We start from the raw sequence: 20,664 nt of genomic DNA, 5'->3' as shown, positions 1-20,664 counted from the left end.
CTCACAGCGCCGTCAGGTCGCTGATCAGCCCCGATGCCACCGATAGCCGCGACACGGTGATGTCGCCGCCCTCGGTCAGCGCCTGCAGCCGCTCGCGGATGCGCCCGACCCTCTCGCCGCCGGCCTCCAGCCATGCCGCCACCGGGTCCGCCGCCCCGGCATGGCCGGTGAGCGCCGCCACGGCGATGCCGCGCCTGGCTGCGCCGATCGTGTCGGTGGCGCGGAAAAGCGCCAATTGATCGTAGTAGTCGGACGGCGCGATCGAGCGCGCCGCATCCTCGACGCGCGGAATGCGGAAGGCATCGCTGACCGCGAAAAACGCCTTCGCGGCGGCGATGATGTCGGCATTCGCCGTTCGGGCCGTCAGCGCGATGTCAGGCACGACGCCGGCCACGTCGGTCAGCGCCAGATGTTCTGCCAGCTGTTCGGGTGCGCCGCCCTTGGCCAGACCATGCCGTCGCTCCTCTATCCGCTCGCGCGAGAACGCCGGAAGCAGCGAAGTGAGCTTCGGCTCCAGTGCCTTGCGGGCGTTCTGCAATTCGGCGATCCGTTGGCCGAGCGGAGCGGTGCTGGCATCGTTCTTGAGATACCAGCCGCTGGCGACATAGGTGAGGCGGCTGACCGCCTGATACAGGTCGAGCTGCACCTGTCCGTCGATCTGGTTGTCGAGCGCGTCGATCTGGCGATAGAGCGCCGGCAAGCCAAAGCCGTCGCGCACCACAGCGAAGGTCCGGACCACGTCGGCCGTGCTGCGGCCGGTTGCTTCCTGCAGCCTGTTGACGAAGGGGGGGCCGCCGCGATTGACCAGATCGTTGGCGACGACACGGGCGATGATTTCGCGGCGCAGGCGATGGCCATGGATTTCGGCCGCGAATTTCTTCGTCATACGGTCCGGAAAATAGCCCATCAGGTCACGGTCGAAATGCGGATCGTCCGGCACGTCGCTGGCGACGATGTCGGAAAACAGCACGATCTTGGCGTAGGCCAGGAGCACGCCGAGCTCGGCCCTGGTCAGCGGCTCGCCGCGCGTCTCGCGCTCGGCAAGGGCTGCCGGCGACGGCAGAGCTTCGACATTGCGGTCGAGCAGGCCGCGCGCCTCGAGCGCTGCCATGAAACGGCTCTGATGGGCGATATCGGCAAGGCCGCGCTTGCGGGCAAGGGACAACGCCAGCGTCTGCTCGTAATTGTTGGACAGCACCAGCGCGCTCACCTCGTCGGTCATTTCGGCGAGAAGCTTGTTGCGCGCTGGGCGGGTCAGCGCCCCCTTGCGCATGGCGGAAGCCAGCGCGATCTTGATGTTGACCTCGACGTCGGAGCAGTTGACGCCGCCCGAATTGTCGATGGCGTCGGAATTGCAGCGCCCGCCATTCAGCCCGAACTCGATGCGGGCCCGCTGCGTCGCGCCGAGATTGGCGCCCTCGCCGATGACCTTGGCGCGCACTTCGAGCGCAGTCACCCGAATGGCATCGTTGGCGCGATCGCCAGCGTCCTGGTTGGTTTCCGTCGATGCCCTGAGATAGGTGCCGATGCCGCCGAACCACAAAAGGTCGACCGGCGCCTTGAGGATGGCGCTCATGATCTCGACCGGCGAGGCGGTCGTCTTGCCGAGGCCGATTGCCGCGGCCGCGGCCGGCGGCAGGGTGATCGATTTCTGGCTGCGCGAGACGATGATGCCGCCTTCGGACAGTTTTGTCTTGTCGTAGTCCTGCCAGCTCGAACGGGCGAGGGCGAACATGCGCCGGCGCTCGGCCATCGAAACCGCCATGTCGGGAGCGGGATCGATGAAGATGTCACGATGGTCGAAGGCGGCGATCAGCCGGGTCTGCTCGGACAGGAGCATGCCGTTGCCGAACACGTCGCCCGACATGTCGCCGACGCCGACAACGGTGAAGGGTGTGGTCTGGATATCGCGGTTCATCTCGCGGAAATGCCGCTTGACTGCTTCCCAGGCGCCCTTGGCGGTGATGCCCATCTTCTTGTGGTCGTAGCCGGCCGAGCCGCCGCTGGCGAAGGCGTCGTCGAGCCAGAAGCCATGCTTCTCGCTGATGGCATTGGCGGTGTCGGAGAAGGTCGCCGTGCCCTTGTCGGCGGCGACGACGAAATAGGGATCGTCCTGGTCACGCCTGATCACACCGGCCGGCGGAATGACGCCGTCGAGGCCAATATTGTCGGTGATCGACAACAGGCTGGAGACGTAATTCTTGTAGGCGGACGCGCCGGCTTCGAAGATGGCGTCGCGGCCGGCGCCCATCGGCAGCTTCTTCGGATAGAAACCGCCCTTGGCGCCAACCGGCACGATCACGGCATTCTTGACCTGCTGCGCCTTGACCAAACCGAGCACCTCGGTGCGGTAGTCCTGGGCGCGGTCCGACCAGCGCAGGCCGCCGCGGGCGACCGGGCCGAAGCGCAGATGCACGCCCTCGACCTCGGAGCCGTAGACGAAGATTTCCCGCCATGGCCGCGGCGCCGGCAGGCCGTCGACCGCTTGCGAATCGAGCTTGATCGCCAGCGACTGGCCCTTCTCCTTCAGATCGGGAACGAAATGATTGGTGCGCAGCGAGGCTTCGATCAGGTTGAGGTAGCGACGGATGATGGTGTCGTCGTCGATGTTGGGAACCTCTTCCAGCGCATCCCTGATCTTGGCCTTGAGGTGCCTGGCCGCGACCGCCCCTTCCGTCTGCGCTGTCGGTCCGAGGCGGGCGACGAACAGCTCATGCAGGCCACGCGCGATCTCCGGATAGCGGTTGAGCGCGGCGGCAATGAAGTCCTGGCTCTGCGGAATGCCGGCCTGCTGCAGATAGCGGCCATAGGCGCGCAGGATAGAAATCTCGCTCGACCACAGGCCAGCGGTCTGGGCAAGGCCGTTATAGCCGTCATTGTCGATGTCGCCGCGCCAGACGGAAAGGAACGCATCCTCGAACAGCGCGCCGCGATCACCTAGGTCGATTGGCCTGCCGTAGCTGTTTTCAAGCTCCATGTCGTGGATGAAGACCATGCCCGGCTGATCACTATCGATCATGCCGGAAGCCTCGTCGCCGACCTCGAAGGTGCGCTCGCTGATAACGCGGAAACCGATGTTCTCCAGCACCGGCACCCGCCGCGACAACGCCACCGGGCTGCCATGGTGATAAATCTTCAGCGCCGCCTGATGCGGTTCCTGGTTGGCATGACGATAGTAGTCGATGGCGATCGGATTGGCCGCGCTGATCCTGGCGATGCGCCCGGCATCGGCCAACGCCTCCGCCGGCGAGAAGCTGTCGCGATAGCTTCCCGAGAAGCGCGAGGCGATCGCGGTGAGCGCCGCGTCGGCGCCGGTCTCTTCGGCGGTCTCGCGCAGAATGTCGTCCCAGGTCCGCACGATGGCGCGGATCGCCGCCTCGATCGTCGTCTGGTCGACCTTCGGCGTCTTGCCGCCGGAACGGCCGATGATGAAATGGACGCGCGCCAGCCCGCCTTCCGGAAAGGCCGGGTAGTAGGCCGAAAGCCGGCCCTGGAACACCGTCTTCAGATAGGTGCCGATCTTTTCGCGAACGACGCTGTCGTAGCGGTCGCGCGGCACGAAGACGAGGACCGAGACGAAGCGGTCGAACTGATCGGCGCGCACCAGCGCTCTGACGCGCGGCCGCTCGATCAACCCCAGAATGGCTTCGGCGTGCTTGCGCAGGATCGGCACCGGAACCTGGAACAGCTCGTCGCGCGGATAGCTCTCCAGCACGTTGATCAGTGCCTTGCCGGAGTGATCTTCAGGGTTGAAACCGGATTTGGCGATGATGGTTTCGGCTTTCGACCTGAGATAAGGGATCTTCATCACCGAGCGCGTGTAGGCGGTCGAGGTGAACAGGCCGACGATGCGCAACTCGCCGGCAAGCACGCCCTTGGCGGTGTAGGTCTTGACGCCGATGTAATCGAGGTAGATGCGGCGATGCACGGTCGATTTGGCGTTGGCCTTGGTGACGATCAGCGGCTCCGGCCCGTGCAGGAAGGCGCGGATTTCCGGCGTCGTCGACACCGCTTCGGTGCCGCGCCGCAGCACCAGCACGTCGGGATCGGAGAGGATGCCGAGGCCGGGCTTTTCGGTGCGCTCCAGGGTGCCGCTCTTCTCGCCGCCGGTATATTTGAACTCGCGCATGCCGAGGAAGGTGAAATTGTCGTCGCGCAGCCATTCGAGGAAGGCGATCGCCTGAGCGACGTTGGCCTTGTCGAGCGGCACCGGAGCGTAGCGGAACTCGGAGATTGCCTGGTCGAGGCGGGCCAGCATCGGCTTCCAGTCGGTGACGGCGGCGCGCACCTGGCCCAATATTTTCTTCAGCCGGTCAGCCAATGCCTCGGCCTGCTCGGACGAAACACGGCCGATATGGACGTGGATGACGCTCAGCCGTTCATGACTGTGATCGCCCTTGACAAAGCCGCCATCGCCGAGGATTTCGTCGACACCGCTCTTGCCGTGCCTGACGACGATGACCGGATGGGTAACCAGCAGCGGTTCGCCAGCGCTCTCGGTGATCTCGCCGAGGATGGAATCGAACAGGAACGGCATGTTGTCGTTGACGACGGTGATCACCGTCATCGGCCTGCCCTGGCGCACGACACCGGAATCAACCTCTATGGCGACGACACAATCGCCCTTCTTGTGCCTGGCGACGGCGCGTCCGGCGAGATCGGCGGCGCGTTCGAGGGCGGTGACCTCATAGGCGGCGACATCTTCGGCCGGCGCACGGGCCAGCAGGTAATCGGCAAGCCTGCCGGGTTTCTCGCTGCCCTTGGCCGTGCTTATCTTTTTCAACTGGCTTGCAGATTTCAGGCCGGCCATGTCGCTAAATCCCTCCCGTCATATGTTTTGCGACTATGGTAGCAGATGACCGATATTTGGCGACAAAGGTTTGACCGCTTGCGACGAAATGTCGGGATTCGCCGGTGGGTCACCGAAAATGAGGAGAAAATCCGCCATAAAAGACAAAATCATCGCACTTGACCTCGTGCCTGCGGAACTGAGCGAAGCGACGAAAGCCTATTTCGCCAAATGCGAGGAGAAGCTCGGTCTCGTTCCCAACGTGCTTTTGGCCTACGCTTTCGATGAGACGAAGCTGCGCGCCTTCACCGACATACCACGCGATGGCGCGGTGAGAGCATGGCGGTTGCGAGCCAACCGGACCTCACATTAGTGATTCGCATTCTCGTTGCTTGTTTTTCGGTTTGGTCCGATGATCGCCCTGCGGCGTGACCGCATGTCGGTTCGACGCCCGCCGATCAACGGAAGATCAACGGAGGAGAACATGGCGAAATTTCTCTATGTCTATCACGGCTCCGGCAAGATGCCGACCGACGAGGCCGAACGGCAAGCGGCGATGGATGCCTGGAACGGCTGGTACGGCAAGCTTGGCTCGGCCGTGGTCGACGGTGGCAATCCGGTCGGCATGTCGAAGACCGTGCTGCCCGGCGGCAAAGTCGAGAACAATGGCGGCAGCAATCCGACCGCCGGTTACACAATCATCGAAGCGAACGACATCGACGATGCCGTCGCCAAGGCCAAGGATTGTCCTATCCTGAAGGACCCGGGTTTCAGCGTCGAGATCGCGCCGATCATCGAAATGGGCTGACGCACCGGCTCAGGATCGAGCCGCAATCGCCGCCGCGGCACCGGCCATGGTGGTGGCGCTGACGCGGTTGGCGATCTTCATCGCCCGCCTGCTCTTCAAGAGTTTTCGCGCCTGCGCTGCCGCCAGCACCCAGGCCAGATCGATGGCGACCAGAACCACGGCCATGGTCAGCGTCAGCTCGATCCAGCCGACGACCGTCACCGAGGCGAGATCGATGATGGTCGGCAGCAGCGCCAGGTAGAACATCATGATCTTGGGATTGCCGAGCGTCACCGCCATGCCGGCAAAGAACAGTTTGACGGCCGACTCCTCGCGCGGCATCTCGCCTTCGCGCGCCTCGACCGGGGCCGTCCACATCTTCCAGGCGAGGTAGGCGAGATAGGCGACGCCGACCCATTTCAGCACAACGAAGGCGAGATGGAAGGTCTGCGCCACCACCGCCAGCCCGAACACCGCCAGCGACAGCCAGATGGCCTCGCCGATCCACATGGCGAGCAGGAATGGAAACACGTCGCGAAAGCCCTTTGCGATAACCCGCGCCACCAGGGCGGCAATCGACGGGCCGGGCGAGCCCGCGGCGACGAAAAGGGCGGCGGCGAAGATCAAAAGCGAGGTGACGTGCATGACCGGGATCTTTGCTTGAAACGTTGATCGGTTCAATTGTAGCGGAAGTGTTCCACCGGCGGTAGCATCGGTCAAGGAAGAGGCTTGCCGGCTTGACACCGCGCGGCTTGAAGTTTCGTCCCGACACAATTTCGAGCTTCACTTTGCCTACGTAACCGCCGGTCTCGTCAACTCCCCCGACACAATGCATGGCGCCGCATTCGCAGCGTCTGTTTCATATCATGTGTTCCTCAGGGCGGCGGTTCGAGACCGGTTTGGCACTGCTGAACCGCTGTCGCGTTTTGCCACCCGCGACATCTGATTCCCGACCACCGCAGCCTCTCGCCACGCCGTCCCCGCATGGGCATCTCGACATCGCCGATCTGACGAACTTCCCGACGGGAAGGGCTTTTCGGCATGTCTTCGACACTGCGTATCCGCTGGACGATCGCACCCAAAACCGCACCTCGACCGCACATCAACTGCAACCGTTGCAACAGCCTGAAGGCTTACCACAGCAGCGGGAAATTCCGCGTCAACGCCAACGGCAAACGCATCGATGCGTGGCTGATCTATCGCTGCGTCGATTGCGACAATTCCTGGAATTTCGGCATTCTGGAGCGGTGCAACCGCCGCGACATCGAGTCTGCGCTGCTGCACGCACTCGAAAGCAACGACCCGGCCATGGCGCGTCGCCATGCTTTCGATGCTGTCGCACTGCGAAGCAGGGTCGGGCGCGTCGAGGAGTTTCCTGAAGCCGCCGCTCACAAGCAGGTGCTCGGGGAGAGGCCGGAAAACACCACCGCTCTAGAGCTCCAGCTCAGGCTCGAAATGCCGACAGCGCTGCGGCTCGACCGGTTGCTCGCCGGTGAACTCGACATCTCGCGATCGCGGCTCCAGGCCTGGGACACGAAGAGACTGCTGGTCGTTGATCCGGATGGGGCCAAAGCCTTGCGCAAGCCGGCTCGAGCGGGAACGGTGATGCGCATCGATCTGGCCCGCGAACCCGATCGCGAAGCCATCATCTCGGCTGCCGGTGGGTAAAGTAAAATGGGAGGAAGCACGCGCGTGCTCCCTCCCTCATAACCGCTGAGAAGAAATGGCTTACGCCGCGCCGACCACTTTCGCCGACTTCTCAAAACGCTTGCGCTCGTTGGGGTCGAGGTAGAGCTTGCGCAGCCGGATGGTCTTCGGCGTCACCTCGACCAGCTCGTCGTCCTGGATCCAGGCCAGCGCGCGTTCCAGCGTCATGCGGATCGGCGGCGTCAGCTTAACCGCTTCATCCTTGCCAGCGGCGCGGATGTTGGTCAGCTTCTTGCCTTTCAGCACGTTCACTTCGAGGTCGTTGTCGCGTGAATGGATGCCGATGATCATGCCCTGATAGACCTTGACGCCCGGATCGATGACCATCGGGCCGCGGTCTTCCAGGTTCCACATCGCATAGGCCACCGACTCGCCCTGCTCGTTGGAGATCAGCACGCCGTTGGTGCGGCCCGGCAGCTCCCCCTTGTAAGGCTCGTAGGCATGGAACAGCCGGTTCATGACGGCTGTGCCGCGCGTATCGGTCAACAGTTCCGACTGATAGCCGATCAGGCCGCGCGTCGGCGCGTGGAAGACGATGCGCTGGCGGTTGCCGCCTGACGGGCGCAATTCGACCATCTCGGCCTTGCGCTCCGACATTTTTTGCACGACGACGCCGGCATGCTCCTCGTCGACGTCGATGACGACTTCCTCGACCGGCTCGAGCAACTCGCCGTTCTCGCCCTTCTGCATGACGACGCGCGGACGCGACACGGCAATCTCGAACCCTTCGCGGCGCATCGTCTCGATCAGAACGGCAAGCTGCAATTCGCCGCGGCCGGAGACGAAAAACGAATCCTTGTCAGGCGATTCCTCGATTTTCAGCGCGACATTGCCTTCGGCCTCGCGCAGCAGGCGGTCGCGGATAACGCGGCTGGTCACCTTGTCGCCCTCGGTGCCGGCCAGCGGGCTATCGTTGACGAGGAACGACATCGTCACGGTCGGCGGATCGATCGGCTGCGCATGCAGCGGCTCGGTCACCGACAGGTCGCAGAACGTGTCGGCGACGGTGCCCTTCGACAGGCCGGCGATGGCGACGATGTCACCCGCCTGCGCCTCGTCGATCGGCTGGCGCTCGAGCCCGCGGAAAGCCAGGATCTTCGAGATACGGCCGGTTTCGACCTGGGTGCCGTCATGATGCAGCACCTTGACCGCCTGGTTGGACTTCAGCGTGCCGGATTCGATGCGGCCGGTGATGATGCGGCCAAGGAACGGATTGGCTTCCAGGATGGTGCCGATCATGCGGAACGGGCCGGGGTGGACGGTCGGCGCCGGCACATGCTTGATGACCAGGTCGAACAGCGGCGCCAGGCCTTGGTCCTTCGGACCTTCGGGGTTTTCCGACACCCAACCGTCGCGGCCCGAGCCGTAAAGGATCGGGAAGTCGAGCTGCTCGTCGGTGGCGTCGAGCGCTGCAAACAGGTCGAACACTTCGTTGACCACCTCGACGTGGCGGGCGTCCGGCCGGTCGATCTTGTTGATGACGACGATCGGCTTCAATCCGACCTTGAGCGCCTTGCCGACGACGAATTTTGTCTGCGGCATCGGCCCTTCGGCGGCGTCGACCAGCACGATGGCTGAATCCACCATCGACAGGATGCGCTCGACTTCACCGCCGAAATCGGCGTGGCCGGGGGTGTCGACGATGTTGATGCGGGTGTCCTTCCAGTCGACCGAGGTCGCCTTGGCCAGGATGGTGATGCCGCGTTCCTTTTCGAGGTCGTTCGAATCCATGGCGCGTTCGGCAACGCGCTGGTTGTCGCGGAACGAACCGGACTGTTTCAGGAGCTGGTCGACGAGGGTGGTTTTCCCATGGTCGACGTGCGCGATGATCGCGATATTACGAATTTTCATGTTGTGGTCTCGGGAGCGTTGCAGGCAGCAGGCCAAAAGGCGCTGCCTCTTTCGGTTGGGCGGCTCATACAGGGTTTTTCGCAATTGCGAAAGAGGAGGCGTGCCACCAAATACATGGTCACCAAATCTTAAGCGTCTTGGTGTGAAATTGAATTATTAACCAAAGCGGAACCTTTCACGGTCGGGACAGTTCAAATTTCATGAGCAAAACGGGCATCAGATACCGGCCAATCCTTGCATGGGCTGCCCTCGCCGTTCTGCTTGCGGCAGGCGTGGCACAGTCGGCCGCGACGTCGAAGGAGCCTGCCCTGCCGTCCGACACCCGAACGGCGGAGCAGTTGTTTGCCGACGCTCCTGATGGCGTCGACCCGGTGGTGACCGGGCCGGTCAGCGCCGCCTTCAGGCAAAGGCAGGAGGCCGCCAACTGCGACAGCGCTGTTTGGCCCAATATTCCGACCGTTTGCTATCCGGATTAGGACTGCTTTCCGCACATTGTCGGAAAGGTCGGATCGACCCTTCCTGAAGTTTTGCCAACGCCGGCGCAGCCCCTCATCCGCCTGCCGGCACCTTCTCCCTGTAAACGGGGAGAAGCCCGCTGCGCGAAGTGTCGGCTCTCCTTCTGCAACGTTCGCGATTAGCGAAATCTTCGATGCGGGCCACTTTCTCCCCGTCTACGGGGAGAAATGCCCGGCAGGGCAATGAGGGGCAGCGCGACGTCACCCAGGATTGATACAAAGTGACCCAGTCCCCTCACGCCGAATGCACCGGGTCGAGCGTGACCTTGTAGAGTTCATTGTCGTCGCGATCCATCAGCCGCACCGTCATCTGTTCAGTGGCGCCATCGATGTCGACGAGGCCGAAGAACTGCAGGCCGGCCGAGGGTGGCAGGTTCTGCCCCTGCTCGGCGGTTGGCGCCTTGATGAATTTCAGCTCCGGGCCGAAGGTCATGTCGAAATCATTGGGTCCATAGGTGCCGGCATGGAGCGGACCCGAGACGAATTCCCAGAACGGATTGAAGTCCTGGAACTGCGCCTTGTCGGGATTGTAGTAATGCGCCGCCGTGTAGTGCACGTCGGCGGTCAGCCAGACGGTGTTGGTGATGCCGGCATTCTTTATGTAGCGAAGGAGGTCGGCAATTTCCAGTTCGCGGCCCTTGGCCGGGCCATTGTCGCCATTGCTGACGGCCTCGGCGCCGGCCTTGTTGGTGGCGTCGTTCCAGACGACGAGACCAAGCGGCATGTCGGCGGCGATGATTTTCCAGGTCGCGTTGGACTTTGCCAGTTCGCGCTTCAGCCACTTCATCTGCTGTTCGCCGAGGATGCGCGATTGCGGCGTCACCGTATCCTGCATGCCAGGACCGTTGGCGCCGCGATAGGAGCGCATGTCGAGGAAGAACACATCGAGCAGCGGCCCGTAGGCGATCTTGCGATAGACGCGGCCCGGTTCCGACGGCTCGTAGCGGATCGTCGTCATCTCGTGGAAGGCGCGTGCCGCGCGTGCCGCCAGCACATGGATGTTTTTTTCCGAGTAGCGGTCGTCGGCGCTCAGGTTCTTCGAATCCGACCAGTTGTTGACCACCTCGTGGTCGTCCCACTGATAGAAGGTCGGGCAGATGGCGTTGAGCCCCAGCACATGTCTGTCCATCATGTTGTACTTCCACTGGCCGCGGTACTCGTCCAGCGTCTCGGCAACCTTGCGCTTTTCGTCGATGAGGACCTTGTTCTTCCACTTGCTGCCGCCGGGCAGCTCGACCTCGTCCTTCATCGGGCCGTCGGCATAGATGGTGTCGCCGGAATGCAGGAAGAAGTCGGGCGTATGCTTGCCGATCGTGGCATAGGTCTTCATGCCGGTGTCGTCGATGCCCCAGCCCTGGCCGGCGGTATCGCCCGACCATGCGAAGCGGATGTCGCGTTTCGAGGCCGGCGCCGTGCGGAAGCGGCCGACGATCGGCTCGGAGACGGCGTTGATGTCGGCAAGATCGGCCGCGACCATGCGGTAGAAGATGTCCTGGTCGGAGGTAAGGTCGGTGAGCAGCCGCTTTACCGTGTAATCGCTGGCCGGCGACGTATCGAGCGGCGCAAGGCGCAAGGGATTGGCGAAATTCTCCGTCGACGAGACTTCGAACATGACGCGCGAAGGGCGGTCGGTCCGCGTCCACACCACGCCACTGGTTGCGTCGACATCGCCCGACTGGATGCCATGGGTGAAGGCGGGCCGCTGATTGGCGCGCGAATAATAGGGAAGCGCGAGGCCCGATACGCCGACGAGGCCGGCGGCACTCGCCGACGTGACAAAAGCGCGGCGTGAAATCCTGTTCATGGCTGTCTCCTGGATGGCTTAAACGTCGCCGCCAAGCTCCAGGGTCAATGTTTCAGGCACATCTCGAAACCATGAAGGTTTTATTACAGTGAACAGGTAGTCTCCCCTTGAGGGGGAGATGTCGCCGAAGGCGACAGAGGGGGTCGTCTCGCGTCGAGCGCCGACCTCCTACGTCTGCGAGCAGGGCCGAGCCCGGTCGGACCGACCCCCTCTGGCCGCTTCGCGGCCATCTCCCCCTCGAGGGGGGAGATTCGCGCTCAGCCGTCGCGCCCTACGCCGGTTGGCCTTCCGGGGCGAAGGCCGGACGGCTGGTGTTGATCAACAGCGAGATGCAGGCTGCGGCTATTGCCGTCATGCCGGCGATGAGGAAGGCAGTTTCGTAATTGCCCTGCAATTCACGCATGGTGCCGCCGAAGAAGGCGGCCGCTGCCGCACCCACCTGATGGCCGGCGACGATCCAGCCGAAGACGATCGGCCCGCTGCGGTCGCCGAACGCCTCGTTCGACAGCCTGAGCGTCGGCGGCACGGTGGCGATCCAGTCCAATCCGTAGAGCACTGCGAAGATGATCAGGCTGGTCGACGAAAAGCCGGAATAAGGCAGATAGATCAGCGACAGGCCGCGGATGCCATAATAGACGCCGAGCAGCTTGCGCGGGTCGAAACGGTCGGTGAGCCAGCCCGACAGCGTCGTGCCGATCAGGTCGAAGATGCCCATCAGCGACAGCAGGCCGGCGGCTTGCACCTGGCCGATGCCCATGTCGCCGCAAAAGGCGATCAGGTGCGTTCCGACCAGTCCGTTGGTGGTGAAGCCACAGATGAAGAAAGTGGCGAACAGATACCAGAACACCCGCGTGCCGGCGGCACGACGCAGCGTGCTGAACGTGTGGGTGAGGAAGTTGCCCTGCGAGGCCGGCGGAACCGGCGGCACGTCGTCGACGTCCGCGCCGTAGCGCACCATGCCGATCGCGGACGGCCGTTCCGGCACCAGCAGCCAGACCAGCGGCACCAGGCAGGCGGTGGCGACCGCAATGGCGATGGCGACAGGCTTCCAGCCGCCCGACTGGGCGAGCGCGGCGAGCAACGGCAGGAACACCAGCAGGCCGGTGGCGGCCGAGGCCGACATCAGCCCCATCACCAGGCCGCGATTGGTCTTGAACCAGCGATTGACGATGGTGGCGCCGAGCACCGTGGCGACCGCGCCGGAACCGACGCCGGAGAATACGCCCCAGGTGAGAAGCAGGTGCCAGGGCTGGGTCATCAACAGGCTGAGCGCCGTCGAGCCCGACATCAGCACCAGCGACGCCAGCAGCGTGCGGCGCAGCCCGATCCGTTCCATCAGTGCCGCGGCAAACGGCCCGGTCAGGCCGTAGAGGAAGATGCCGATGGCCGCGGCGAGCGAGACGACATCGCGCCGCCAGCCGAAACTCTCCTCCAGCGGCAGCATCATGACGGCCGGCGCCGACCGCAGGCCCGCCGCGATCAGCAGGCAGAGGAAAATGACGGCGACCACGACGAAAGCGTAGCGCTGGCCAAACGGGCGGGATTGAGCTATCATGTTACTGACCGGTACGTTGCAATGCATGGAAGCATACGTACCGATCGGTAACATTGTCAAGCAGGCAACGGCACGTCCTAGATGAAAAGCATTGAACCAGCGATCAAAGCGGATGAACGGCCCCGCGCGGGCGAAAAAATCCTTCGCGTTGCCCGCGACCTGTTCTACCGGCAAGGCATCAGGGCGATCGGCGTCGACGAGATCGTGCGGCGCGCCGGCGTCACCAAGCCCAGCCTCTATCGCAGCTTTCCCTCCAAGGACGAATTGGCCGCGTCCTATCTGCGGCAATACGACCTCGAGTTCTGGGCCCGCTTCGACGCGGCGGTGGCTGCCCATCCCGGCAATCCGCGCGCGCAGATCGCCGCCTTCCTGACCCGCATCGGCAAGCGCACGCAAAAGCCCGACTATCGCGGCTGCGGCATGACCAATGCGGCCGTAGAATATCCCGAACGCGGCCACCCGGCCCGCGTGGTGAGCGAGGCCAACAAGCAGGAATTGCGCCGACGCCTGCGCGCCATGGCGGCGGCGATGGGTGCCGGCGACGCCGATACGCTGGGCGACGGGCTGCTGCTCCTGATCGAAGGCGCTTATATCAGCGGTCAGCTGTTCGGGGCCGGCGGACCGGCGAAGTCTGTGGCCCGCAATGCCGACCTGCTGATCGAAGCGAGCTTGAAGAAATAGACCTCTTGCGGTCCTTTCCAGCCAGAAGCAGTATGGCCGTCACGCTCGTGGTCTGCTGATAATTGCCGGTAACGACTTGAACCTTGCTCGAACGTTTTTAGACGACCTCGAAAAGATGTTCCTGCTTCACTACCTGAGGCGAGGGAGTTCGGGTTTAATTGGCGAGCAGGAGAAAAGAGACATTCGGACGGTCCTTGACCTGAACGAGTACACGGTCAAGGAAGCCGTCCTGCGCAGATTTTTGTTTCTCATACTTATTTCATCAGCCCTTGCCTATTTCTTATTTAAGGCTCCCGACTATAGTCCCACAGGGAGCGCTCTTATCGTCTTGATATCGGCCTCGGCTTTGATTTTTCTGTACACCGGCGTCGCTGTGCCGGTAACGCTGTTTGCAACCTTCGTGTCGTTCGTCGCAATTTCCTGGATGGACTACCAAACGTCCATTGTATCCATTTGTTTTTCCGCGTTGTACGCCCTGTATTTTTTTGCGAAGCTTAGAGCTGGGCAGCGAAAATGACCACAGGGTGTATCGCGTGCGTGCGCTTCTGATCCCGCTTGCCCTCGCCGGCCTCTGCCAGCCTGCCCAGGCCGGCGACATTTCCAGCGCCTACACCGATCTCGACCGGAAGAAGGACTGCGTGACCTACGCGCAAGCGGAGGAAGGCGACGGCGACTGGGCCAGTCTCGCCTGTTCGGGCTATCGCGGCTACCCGGTGCTGATCGCCTACGACGACGCCCGCGAATTGCTGTTTTATGGTTTTCCGCCCAGCGACATGACCGCAGTCTGGGAAAGTTTTGTCGCCTTCAACTCGGCGGCATCCAAACTCGAGTGGCGCATCGAGACGAACGGCGATCGCGCCGTCCCGTTTGCGGTCATTCATCGGCGCTCGATCAGCAATCCCGAGGTGGAGAACAAACCGATCGACGTGCTGATCATCGCCAAGGTCGCCCAACCAGAGACCTATGAAGGCTGCACCGTCGGCCTGGTGCTGGCCACCGGCAACCCCGGCGCCAACGACCAGGCCCGCAAGCTCGCCGACGAGAAGGCGCGGACCTTTGCCTGCGGCAAGGACAAGCGCGTGGTTATCGGCAACGCACCCGCTTTCGGCCGCGTCGATAATTAGGAGCGCGTCGCATTGAAAAGTAACGTCGGTCAGCGCTGCCCCTCATTGCCCTGCCGGGCATTTCTCCCCGTATAGTGACGGGGAGAAAGACGCAGCCATCAATGGTTTCGCCAATTACCACCGTTGCTGAATGGGCGCCAAGGTCGAGGTCAGCGGGCTTCTCCCCGTTCACGGGGAGAAGGTGCCGGCAGGCGGATGAGGTGCGGCGCTACGCCAGCAGTTTGCTCGCAACTTCAGGCGTTCGGCTACTTGGTTGCCTTGGCCCGTTCGATCGCCTCGACGATCATCTTCTTGGCGTAGGCGGCGTCGTGCCAGCCCTCGATCTTGACCCATTTGCCGGGTTCGAGATCCTTGTAGTGTTCGAAGAAGTGCTGCACCTGCTGGCGGGTGATGTCGGGCAGGTGCGTGTATTCGGTGACGTTCTCGTAGCGCAGCGTCAGCTTGGGCGACGGCACCGCGATGATCTTTTCGTCGAGGCCGGAATTGTCCTCCATCACCAGCACGCCGATCGGCCGCACATTGATGACGCAACCCGGCACCAGCGCCCGCGTGTTACAGACCAGCACGTCGATCGGGTCGCCGTCACCCGACAGCGTGTGCGGCACGAAGCCGTAATTGCCGGGATAGCGCATCGAGGTGTGCAGGAAGCGGTCGACGAACAGCGTGCCGGCCTCCTTGTCCATCTCGTACTTGATCGGCTCGCCGCCGATCGGCACCTCGATGATGACGTTGATGTCCTCCGGCGGGTTCTTTCCGATGGCGATGGCTTCGATACGCATGGCTTTTGTCCCTCTTTCGATTGGAAACCGATAGCGGGCAGCGGCGCATGGTGCAATGCGGCGAATGGTACTGAAATCGGCTGAGGCTGCTGGCGAGAGGCGTGTCGAGCCGTCATTCCCAGACGAAGGCGACCTTCTTCAGAGCCTTCTGCTCGAAAACCTCGACGCCCTCGGCGACGTCGCGGCCGCCGGCGCCGGCATAGAAGGTGAGCGCGTTCTGGTTGTCCTCCAGCGCCCACACCACCATGCCTTTCAGCCCGTGGTCTGCCAGTCGCGCCCGTGCTGCCGAGAATAGCCGGCTGCCGAGCCCGATGCCCTGATATTCCGGGCGCACGTAAAGTTCGTAGATCTCGCCCTGCTGCTTGAGCTCGCGGGCGCGGTTCTTGCCGATCGTGGCGTAGCCGGCAACCTTGCCGCCGATCTCGACAACCAGGACGGTGGCGGCGCGGCGGATGGCGTTCGCCCACCAGTCGGCGCCGCGGCGGTTGATCATCGATGTCAGCGTGCGATGCGGAATGATGCCGGAGTAGGCGCCGCGCCAGGCCAGCAGGTGCACGTCGGCGATGGCGCTTGCGTCGCGCGGCTCGGCTTTCCTGATGTCGATGCTCAGCGTCTTCATGATTGGTTAACCATAAACCCGCACCGCCCGATTGCAAGAGTCCGGTCAGCCGCTCCCAAGCTTTCGCACAGACGATAGACGTGCCGTTGAGTGCTGAAAAAACCGTTCGTAGCGACTCAGATTTCGACCAGATGATCGTCGAGCTCGTTGCTGTCGCCGGAAGAAACCGGGAAATGCTCGGCCAGCACCGCACCCGTCGCTTCGATCGCCTTGATGAAGCCGTCGGCGAGACGATCGTCGCGGGCATGCGCGGTAAGGTCGCGGACGACGCCGTCCCAGACATGCTGGCCGACGCGGCTGTCGATGCCGCTGTCGGCGATCACTTCGGCGTAGTGCTCGGCAATCGAAACGAACACCAGCACGCCGGTGCGCGCCGTGGTGCGGTGGACGTTGCGGGCGAGGAACTGCTTTATCGCATTGGCGTGCGCGGCCTGGTAACGCAGCCGTCTCGGCACCAGGTGGATGCGCAAGCCGGGCAGCGCCCACAACAGCACAAGCACCGAGGCCATCGCCAGAAGCTGGGCGATGACGAAATGCGGCAAGCGGATCGACAGCCACCACGCTTCCAGCCCGTAACTGACGGCGAGGCTGACGACGAGCATCGCCAGCGTCGCCATGAAGGCGGCCGGAAAGAAATAGCCGTCGCTGGCATAGGCGACGACGCAGTAGATTTCGCCGTCGGTGTTTGATTCGGCGACGCGGATCGCTTTGGCGATGCGGTCATGATCCTCGCGGCTGATCGGTCGAGTTGTCATGTCGTGTCTCACCAGCTTCCTGAAGATCCGCCGCCACCGGACGAGCCGCCGCCGCCCGAAAAGCCGCCACCGCCTGAGCCTCCTCCGCCCGACGACCAGCCTCCCCCGCCGGACGACCAACCGCCAGAAGATTGCCGGCCCGGCTCGAAAATCATGCCCAGCCAGCGATAGCGACCGGGGCCGATCTTCCGGCCGAAGATCGGCGGCAGAATGGAGGCGGCGATGCTGCCGAAGAAGATGATCGCCCATATGCTTATGAAGATCGCAAAGAACAGATCGTCGGTGTTGAATGGCGGCTGCTGGTTGCGGGTCCCGCGCGCTTCCAGCTCTTCCGGATTGCCTTCCAACACCATGACCATGTCGTCGACGGCCTTCATTATGCCGCCGGAGAAATCGCCGGCGCGGAAGGCCGGCACCATGTCGTTTTCGATGATCAGCCTGGTGTGCAGGTCGGTCAGCGTGCCTTCCAGCCCGTAGCCGACCTCGATGCGCATCTTGCGGTCGTCCCTGGCGACCAGCAAAAGCACGCCATTGTCCTCGCCGGCCTGGCCGAGCTTCCAGGCGCGGAACAGCCGGTTGGCGAAGGGCTCGATCTCCTCGCCGTCGAGGCCAGGAAGCGTCGCGACGACGATCTGGTCAGAGCTCTTGGCCTCGAAATCCGCAAGCTTGCGGGTCAGCGCCGCCTCGGTTGCGGCGTCGATGATGCCGGCATTGTCGACGACCCGCCCGGTCAGGGCAGGCAATTCGGCGGCAAGGGTGGCGAGGGGGAGGAAGAGGGCTAAGTAGAGAAGGGCTAGAGCAACCGGCAGGAATGCAAGGCTTGCGTTCCGTCCCACCCCCCTTGAGGGGGAGATGTCCGGCAGGACAGAGGGGGGTGGGACGGAGTACAAGGTCAATGGAACTGCGCTCGCCAAGCGCCGATCACCCACCCTGCTGCGTGCCGAAATCGACCTTCGGCGTCTGCATCTTGTCTTCCTCGATGGTGAAATTGGCGAATGGCTGATTGTCGCGGAACCACAGGGTCGCCCAAATCACCGACGGGAAGGTCCTCAGCGTCAGATTATACTCCCGCACCGCCTCGATATAGTCGCGTCGGGCGACCGAGATGCGGTTCTCGGTGCCTTCGAGCTGCGCCTGCAGCGCCAGAAAATTCTGGTTGGCCTTGAGGTCGGGATAATTCTCCACCACTGCCAGCAACCGCGACAGCGCGCTGGTCAGGCCGGCTTGACTGTCCTGGAATCTCTTGACCGCTTCCGGATCGCTCAGCGTGTCGGGCGTCACCGTCACCTCCGTCGCCTTGGCGCGCGCCTCGACCACGGCATCGAGCGTCTCCTTCTCATGCGCCGCATAGCCCTTGACCGTCTCGACCAGGTTGGGAATGAGATCGGCGCGGCGCTGGTACTGGTTCAGCACCTGGCTCCATGCGGCCTTGGCGTTTTCCTCTGCCGTCGGAATTGTGTTGTAGCCGCAGCCGGCCAGCAGCGGCAGCACGATCGCCATCATCAGCAAGGCTGGCAGGTTGCGGAAGACGAAAGGGGAGGAAAGGGCAGGCATGGAAAATCCCTCAACAAGACTGACGGGCGAAGCATTACCACAATCTGCGCGCAAGAACATGACCTCAACCTGGGGCGCTGCTGGTGCTTTGGCATTCACTCTCAGGCCCTGTGATTGACCGGGCGAACAGGTTAAAGTCGCTGCGAAAACAGGGCATAGCCATGGCGGGACGCCAGGACAGCGACGACGAATCGCGCCGCATCATCGAGCGCGTGGCAAGTGAAACCGACCCGGCCTCGTCCGTTGCGCGGACCGCGAAGGGTGCGCGCGATGACGTCACTGCAGCAGACGCCGACCGGGCGGACCCGATCGAATATTGGGGCACGCGCATTGGCCGGGCGCTGGGGTTCATTGTCGGCATTGGCCTGTTGATCTGGCTCGTGCTTTTCATCATCCAGGGTTAGGAACCTCGTGAGCAACGAAGAACACGACGCGCCGCGCGCGGTCATCGTCATTTCCAGCCATGTCGCGCGCGGCTCGGTCGGCAACCGCGCCGCGGTCTTTGCGCTGGAGACGCTGGGCTTTCCGGTGTGGGCGGTGCCGACCATCATCCTGCCCTGGCATCCGGGCCATGGACGGGCGACGCGCATCGTGCCGCCGCTCGATCAATTCAGGGCGCTGATGGCCGATCTCGAGCGCGCGCCGTGGCTGGGCGAGGTCGGCGCGGTGCTGTCCGGCTATCTCGGCGAAGGCGGCCAGGCCGACGCCGTCGCCTCGCTGGTCGGCGCGGTCAAGGCGAAGACGCCGGACGCCGTCTATATCTGCGACCCGGTGATGGGCGATTCGGGCGGGCTCTATGTGCCGGAGGCGACCGCCATTGCGATGCGCGACCGGCTGATGCCGATCGCCGACATCGCCACGCCCAACCGCTACGAGCTGGAATGGATGGCGGGAGCGCCGCTGCCCGACCTCAAAGCGGTGATGGCGGCCGCCCTTCATGCCGGGCCGTCGACCATGCTGGTCACTTCGGCGCCGGCGATGATGGCCGGCGGCACCGGCAATCTGCTGCTCAACGGCAACCAGGCGCTGCTCGCCGAGCATCGCCTCATCGACAAGCCGCCCAATGGGCTCGGCGACCTGACGGCGGCCGTCTATCTGGCGCGCATCCTGTCCGGCCAGCCGGCGATCAAGGCACTGCAGTCGACCACGGCGGCGGTCTACGAGATCCTGGCGCGCACCGCCAAGCGCGGCGGCGACGAATTGCAGCTCGAAACCGATGCACAGAGCCTGTCGCACCCGATGGCGATGGTGCAGCTTCGCCATCTCCTGCATCCGGGGCGGGACAAAAGAGCGTGACTGTCGTCGGCGTCGATGGCTGCAAGGCCGGCTGGATCGCCGTTCGCCGCGATCCGGGCGCAGCCCCCTCGGCAGCCGTTTTTCCAAGCTTCGCAGCACTGCTCGACGCATTGCCGATCGATGCGACAGTCGCCGTCGACATGCCGATCGGCCTGCCCGATGTTTCGCAAAAGGGCGGCCGCGGGCCCGAAGCGCTGGTGCGGCCGCTGCTTGGCAACAGGCAATCCAGCGTCTTCGCCATCCCCTCGCGTGCGGCGCTTTATGCGCATACGGACGGCTTCACCACGATCGAGGCCTGGCATGCCGCGCATCGCCAGGCAAGCGCAGTGGCCAAGGCGACCTCCGATCCGCCGCGCGGCGTCTCGATCCAGGCTTTTGGCATCTTTGCCAAGATCCGCGAGATCGATGCCGTGCTGATCGCACGTCCCGAACTGCGCCGCCGCGTCTTCGAATCGCATCCGGAAGTCGCCTTCTGCCGGCTGAACGAGGATCAGGCGATGCGCCTGCCGAAGAAGATCAAGGGCGCCGTCAACCCGGCCGGCATGGCGGAACGCAAGGCGCTGCTTTGCCGACAGGGTTATGTCAGGGGCTTTCTCGACCGGACGCCGCCGCCAGGCGCTGCTGCCGACGACCTTCTCGACGCCGCAGCGATGATGCTGATCGCCGGCCGCATCGCCAGCGGCGAGGCAAGGCCATTTCCGGATCCGCCGCTCGCCGACCGATTTGGCATCCCTGTCGCGATCTGGGCATGAATTTCTTGGTCCCGTCTATCGGCGAGGCAATCGCATTGGCGAATGGCAACCACGTCCTTCGCGATTCAGCATTGCTCGCGACCGGCTTTTGCCGCT

At 63.5% G+C, this 20,664-nt stretch carries 19 protein-coding genes and 1 pseudogene; 10 read left to right on the top strand and 10 right to left on the bottom strand.

The window, feature by feature from the left end:
* Nucleotide 1: 1 nt before the first annotated feature.
* Entirely contained in the window at nt 2-4,810 is a 4,809-nt protein-coding gene (locus BLT09_RS09540) for an NAD-glutamate dehydrogenase (RefSeq protein WP_091592392.1), read from the bottom strand.
* 136 nt (nt 4,811-4,946) lie between these two features.
* Here BLT09_RS09540 and BLT09_RS09535 point away from each other — a divergent pair.
* Together BLT09_RS09535 and BLT09_RS09530 are read left to right on the top strand one after the other, a co-directional pair.
* A pseudogene (locus BLT09_RS09535) lies at nt 4,947-5,114 on the top strand (peroxidase-related enzyme); the annotation flags it as partial.
* 159 nt (nt 5,115-5,273) lie between these two features.
* Nucleotides 5,274-5,597: a YciI family protein gene (locus BLT09_RS09530; RefSeq protein WP_091592503.1), complete on the top strand. Its 324-nt coding sequence runs from the start codon at nt 5,274-5,276 to the stop codon at nt 5,595-5,597.
* A gap of 9 nt (nt 5,598-5,606) precedes the next feature.
* On the opposite strand, the gene BLT09_RS09525 is transcribed toward BLT09_RS09530, so the two are convergent.
* A complete protein-coding gene (locus BLT09_RS09525) occupies nt 5,607-6,221 on the bottom strand; it encodes a LysE family translocator (RefSeq protein WP_023800471.1) in 615 nt (204 codons plus the stop codon).
* A gap of 396 nt (nt 6,222-6,617) precedes the next feature.
* Here BLT09_RS09525 and BLT09_RS09520 point away from each other — a divergent pair, with 396 nt between their 5' ends.
* Complete coding sequence (locus BLT09_RS09520; RefSeq protein ID WP_091592390.1) at nt 6,618-7,244, top strand: DUF1062 domain-containing protein; 627 nt, start codon at nt 6,618-6,620, stop codon at nt 7,242-7,244.
* 60 nt (nt 7,245-7,304) lie between these two features.
* Here the strand turns inward: BLT09_RS09520 and typA are convergent, their stop codons facing one another.
* Nucleotides 7,305-9,134 carry a translational GTPase TypA gene (typA, locus tag BLT09_RS09515; RefSeq protein WP_027154593.1) on the bottom strand — a complete coding sequence of 610 codons (1,830 nt, stop codon included), beginning with the start codon at nt 9,132-9,134 and terminating at the stop codon, nt 7,305-7,307.
* A 200-nt stretch (nt 9,135-9,334) separates the two neighbouring features.
* On the opposite strand from typA, the gene BLT09_RS09510 reads away from it, so the two are divergent.
* Nucleotides 9,335-9,610 (top strand): hypothetical protein, encoded by a 276-nt coding sequence (locus BLT09_RS09510; RefSeq protein WP_091592388.1) that lies wholly within the window; start codon nt 9,335-9,337, stop codon nt 9,608-9,610.
* Between the two features lie 274 nt (nt 9,611-9,884).
* Here BLT09_RS09510 and BLT09_RS09505 read toward each other — a convergent pair whose 3' ends face one another.
* Nucleotides 9,885-11,453, bottom strand: a complete 1,569-nt coding sequence (locus BLT09_RS09505) for an alkaline phosphatase D family protein (protein WP_091592386.1) — start codon at nt 11,451-11,453, stop codon at nt 9,885-9,887.
* 271 nt (nt 11,454-11,724) lie between these two features.
* Nucleotides 11,725-13,008 carry an MFS transporter gene (locus BLT09_RS09500; protein WP_091592384.1) on the bottom strand — a complete coding sequence of 428 codons (1,284 nt, stop codon included), beginning with the start codon at nt 13,006-13,008 and terminating at the stop codon, nt 11,725-11,727.
* 81 nt (nt 13,009-13,089) lie between these two features.
* Between BLT09_RS09500 and BLT09_RS09495 the strand changes: the two genes are divergently transcribed.
* From BLT09_RS09495 to BLT09_RS09485, 3 genes are all read left to right on the top strand, one after another.
* The gene (locus tag BLT09_RS09495; protein WP_091592382.1) at nt 13,090-13,689 is read left to right on the top strand and encodes a TetR/AcrR family transcriptional regulator; all 600 of its coding nucleotides are present in this window, start codon (nt 13,090-13,092) and stop codon (nt 13,687-13,689) included.
* Nucleotides 13,690-13,765: 76 nt separating this feature from the next.
* Entirely contained in the window at nt 13,766-14,206 is a 441-nt protein-coding gene (locus tag BLT09_RS09490; protein ID WP_091592381.1) for a hypothetical protein, read from the top strand.
* Between the two features lie 16 nt (nt 14,207-14,222).
* Nucleotides 14,223-14,813 carry a hypothetical protein gene (locus tag BLT09_RS09485; RefSeq protein WP_091592501.1) on the top strand — a complete coding sequence of 197 codons (591 nt, stop codon included), beginning with the start codon at nt 14,223-14,225 and terminating at the stop codon, nt 14,811-14,813.
* Between the two features lie 245 nt (nt 14,814-15,058).
* On the opposite strand, the gene ppa is transcribed toward BLT09_RS09485, so the two are convergent.
* The 5 genes from ppa to BLT09_RS09460 form a co-directional block, all read right to left on the bottom strand.
* Nucleotides 15,059-15,592, bottom strand: coding sequence for an inorganic diphosphatase (ppa, locus tag BLT09_RS09480; protein WP_091592380.1), 534 nt, complete (start codon nt 15,590-15,592; stop codon nt 15,059-15,061).
* Nucleotides 15,593-15,704: 112 nt separating this feature from the next.
* Nucleotides 15,705-16,211, bottom strand: a complete 507-nt coding sequence (locus BLT09_RS09475) for a GNAT family N-acetyltransferase (RefSeq protein ID WP_023800479.1) — start codon at nt 16,209-16,211, stop codon at nt 15,705-15,707.
* Nucleotides 16,212-16,327: 116 nt separating this feature from the next.
* A complete protein-coding gene (locus BLT09_RS09470; protein ID WP_091592378.1) occupies nt 16,328-16,966 on the bottom strand; it encodes a TPM domain-containing protein in 639 nt (212 codons plus the stop codon).
* 8 nt (nt 16,967-16,974) lie between these two features.
* Nucleotides 16,975-17,802: a TPM domain-containing protein gene (locus BLT09_RS09465; protein WP_208602486.1), complete on the bottom strand. Its 828-nt coding sequence runs from the start codon at nt 17,800-17,802 to the stop codon at nt 16,975-16,977.
* A gap of 85 nt (nt 17,803-17,887) precedes the next feature.
* Nucleotides 17,888-18,520 (bottom strand): LemA family protein, encoded by a 633-nt coding sequence (locus BLT09_RS09460; protein WP_091592377.1) that lies wholly within the window; start codon nt 18,518-18,520, stop codon nt 17,888-17,890.
* A 161-nt stretch (nt 18,521-18,681) separates the two neighbouring features.
* On the opposite strand from BLT09_RS09460, the gene BLT09_RS09455 reads away from it, so the two are divergent.
* Genes BLT09_RS09455 through BLT09_RS09445 form a run of 3 tightly spaced genes read left to right on the top strand, consistent with a single transcriptional unit; the run spans nt 18,682 to nt 20,568 of the window.
* Nucleotides 18,682-18,924, top strand: coding sequence for a hypothetical protein (locus tag BLT09_RS09455; protein ID WP_091592375.1), 243 nt, complete (start codon nt 18,682-18,684; stop codon nt 18,922-18,924).
* A gap of 7 nt (nt 18,925-18,931) precedes the next feature.
* On the top strand, nt 18,932-19,816 hold the full coding sequence (gene pdxY / locus BLT09_RS09450) for a pyridoxal kinase PdxY (protein WP_091592373.1): 885 nt from the start codon (nt 18,932-18,934) through the stop codon (nt 19,814-19,816).
* Nucleotides 19,813-20,568, top strand: a complete 756-nt coding sequence (locus tag BLT09_RS09445; protein ID WP_091592371.1) for a DUF429 domain-containing protein — start codon at nt 19,813-19,815, stop codon at nt 20,566-20,568. Before pdxY ends, BLT09_RS09445 begins: the two co-directional genes overlap by 4 nt.
* The last annotated feature ends 96 nt before the right edge of the window (nt 20,569-20,664 follow it).

The organism is Mesorhizobium muleiense (assembly GCF_900099905.1).
GTDB classification, from domain to species: Bacteria; Pseudomonadota; Alphaproteobacteria; order Rhizobiales; family Rhizobiaceae; genus Mesorhizobium; species Mesorhizobium muleiense.
The sequence above is the reverse complement of the archived record's forward strand: the minus strand, read 5'-3'. Positions and strand labels throughout refer to the sequence as shown.

Bases quoted from the DNA above. Each gene is read 5' to 3' on its own strand.
- BLT09_RS09525 (WP_023800471.1), bottom strand. From the start codon at position 6,221: ATGCACGTCACCTCGCTTTTGATCTTCGCCGCCGCCCTTTTCGTCGCC.
- BLT09_RS09510 (WP_091592388.1), top strand. From the start codon at position 9,335: ATGAGCAAAACGGGCATCAGATACCGGCCAATCCTTGCATGGGCTGCC.
- typA (WP_027154593.1), bottom strand. From the start codon at position 9,134: ATGAAAATTCGTAATATCGCGATCATCGCGCACGTCGACCATGGGAAA.
- BLT09_RS09455 (WP_091592375.1), top strand. From the start codon at position 18,682: ATGGCGGGACGCCAGGACAGCGACGACGAATCGCGCCGCATCATCGAG.
- BLT09_RS09460 (WP_091592377.1), bottom strand. From the start codon at position 18,520: ATGCCTGCCCTTTCCTCCCCTTTCGTCTTCCGCAACCTGCCAGCCTTG.
- BLT09_RS09540 (WP_091592392.1), bottom strand. From the start codon at position 4,810: ATGGCCGGCCTGAAATCTGCAAGCCAGTTGAAAAAGATAAGCACGGCC.
- BLT09_RS09500 (WP_091592384.1), bottom strand. From the start codon at position 13,008: ATGATAGCTCAATCCCGCCCGTTTGGCCAGCGCTACGCTTTCGTCGTG.
- BLT09_RS09505 (WP_091592386.1), bottom strand. From the start codon at position 11,453: ATGAACAGGATTTCACGCCGCGCTTTTGTCACGTCGGCGAGTGCCGCC.
- BLT09_RS09530 (WP_091592503.1), top strand. From the start codon at position 5,274: ATGGCGAAATTTCTCTATGTCTATCACGGCTCCGGCAAGATGCCGACC.
- BLT09_RS09475 (WP_023800479.1), bottom strand. From the start codon at position 16,211: ATGAAGACGCTGAGCATCGACATCAGGAAAGCCGAGCCGCGCGACGCA.
- ppa (WP_091592380.1), bottom strand. From the start codon at position 15,592: ATGCGTATCGAAGCCATCGCCATCGGAAAGAACCCGCCGGAGGACATC.
- BLT09_RS09470 (WP_091592378.1), bottom strand. From the start codon at position 16,966: ATGACAACTCGACCGATCAGCCGCGAGGATCATGACCGCATCGCCAAA.
- BLT09_RS09495 (WP_091592382.1), top strand. From the start codon at position 13,090: ATGAAAAGCATTGAACCAGCGATCAAAGCGGATGAACGGCCCCGCGCG.
- BLT09_RS09520 (WP_091592390.1), top strand. From the start codon at position 6,618: ATGTCTTCGACACTGCGTATCCGCTGGACGATCGCACCCAAAACCGCA.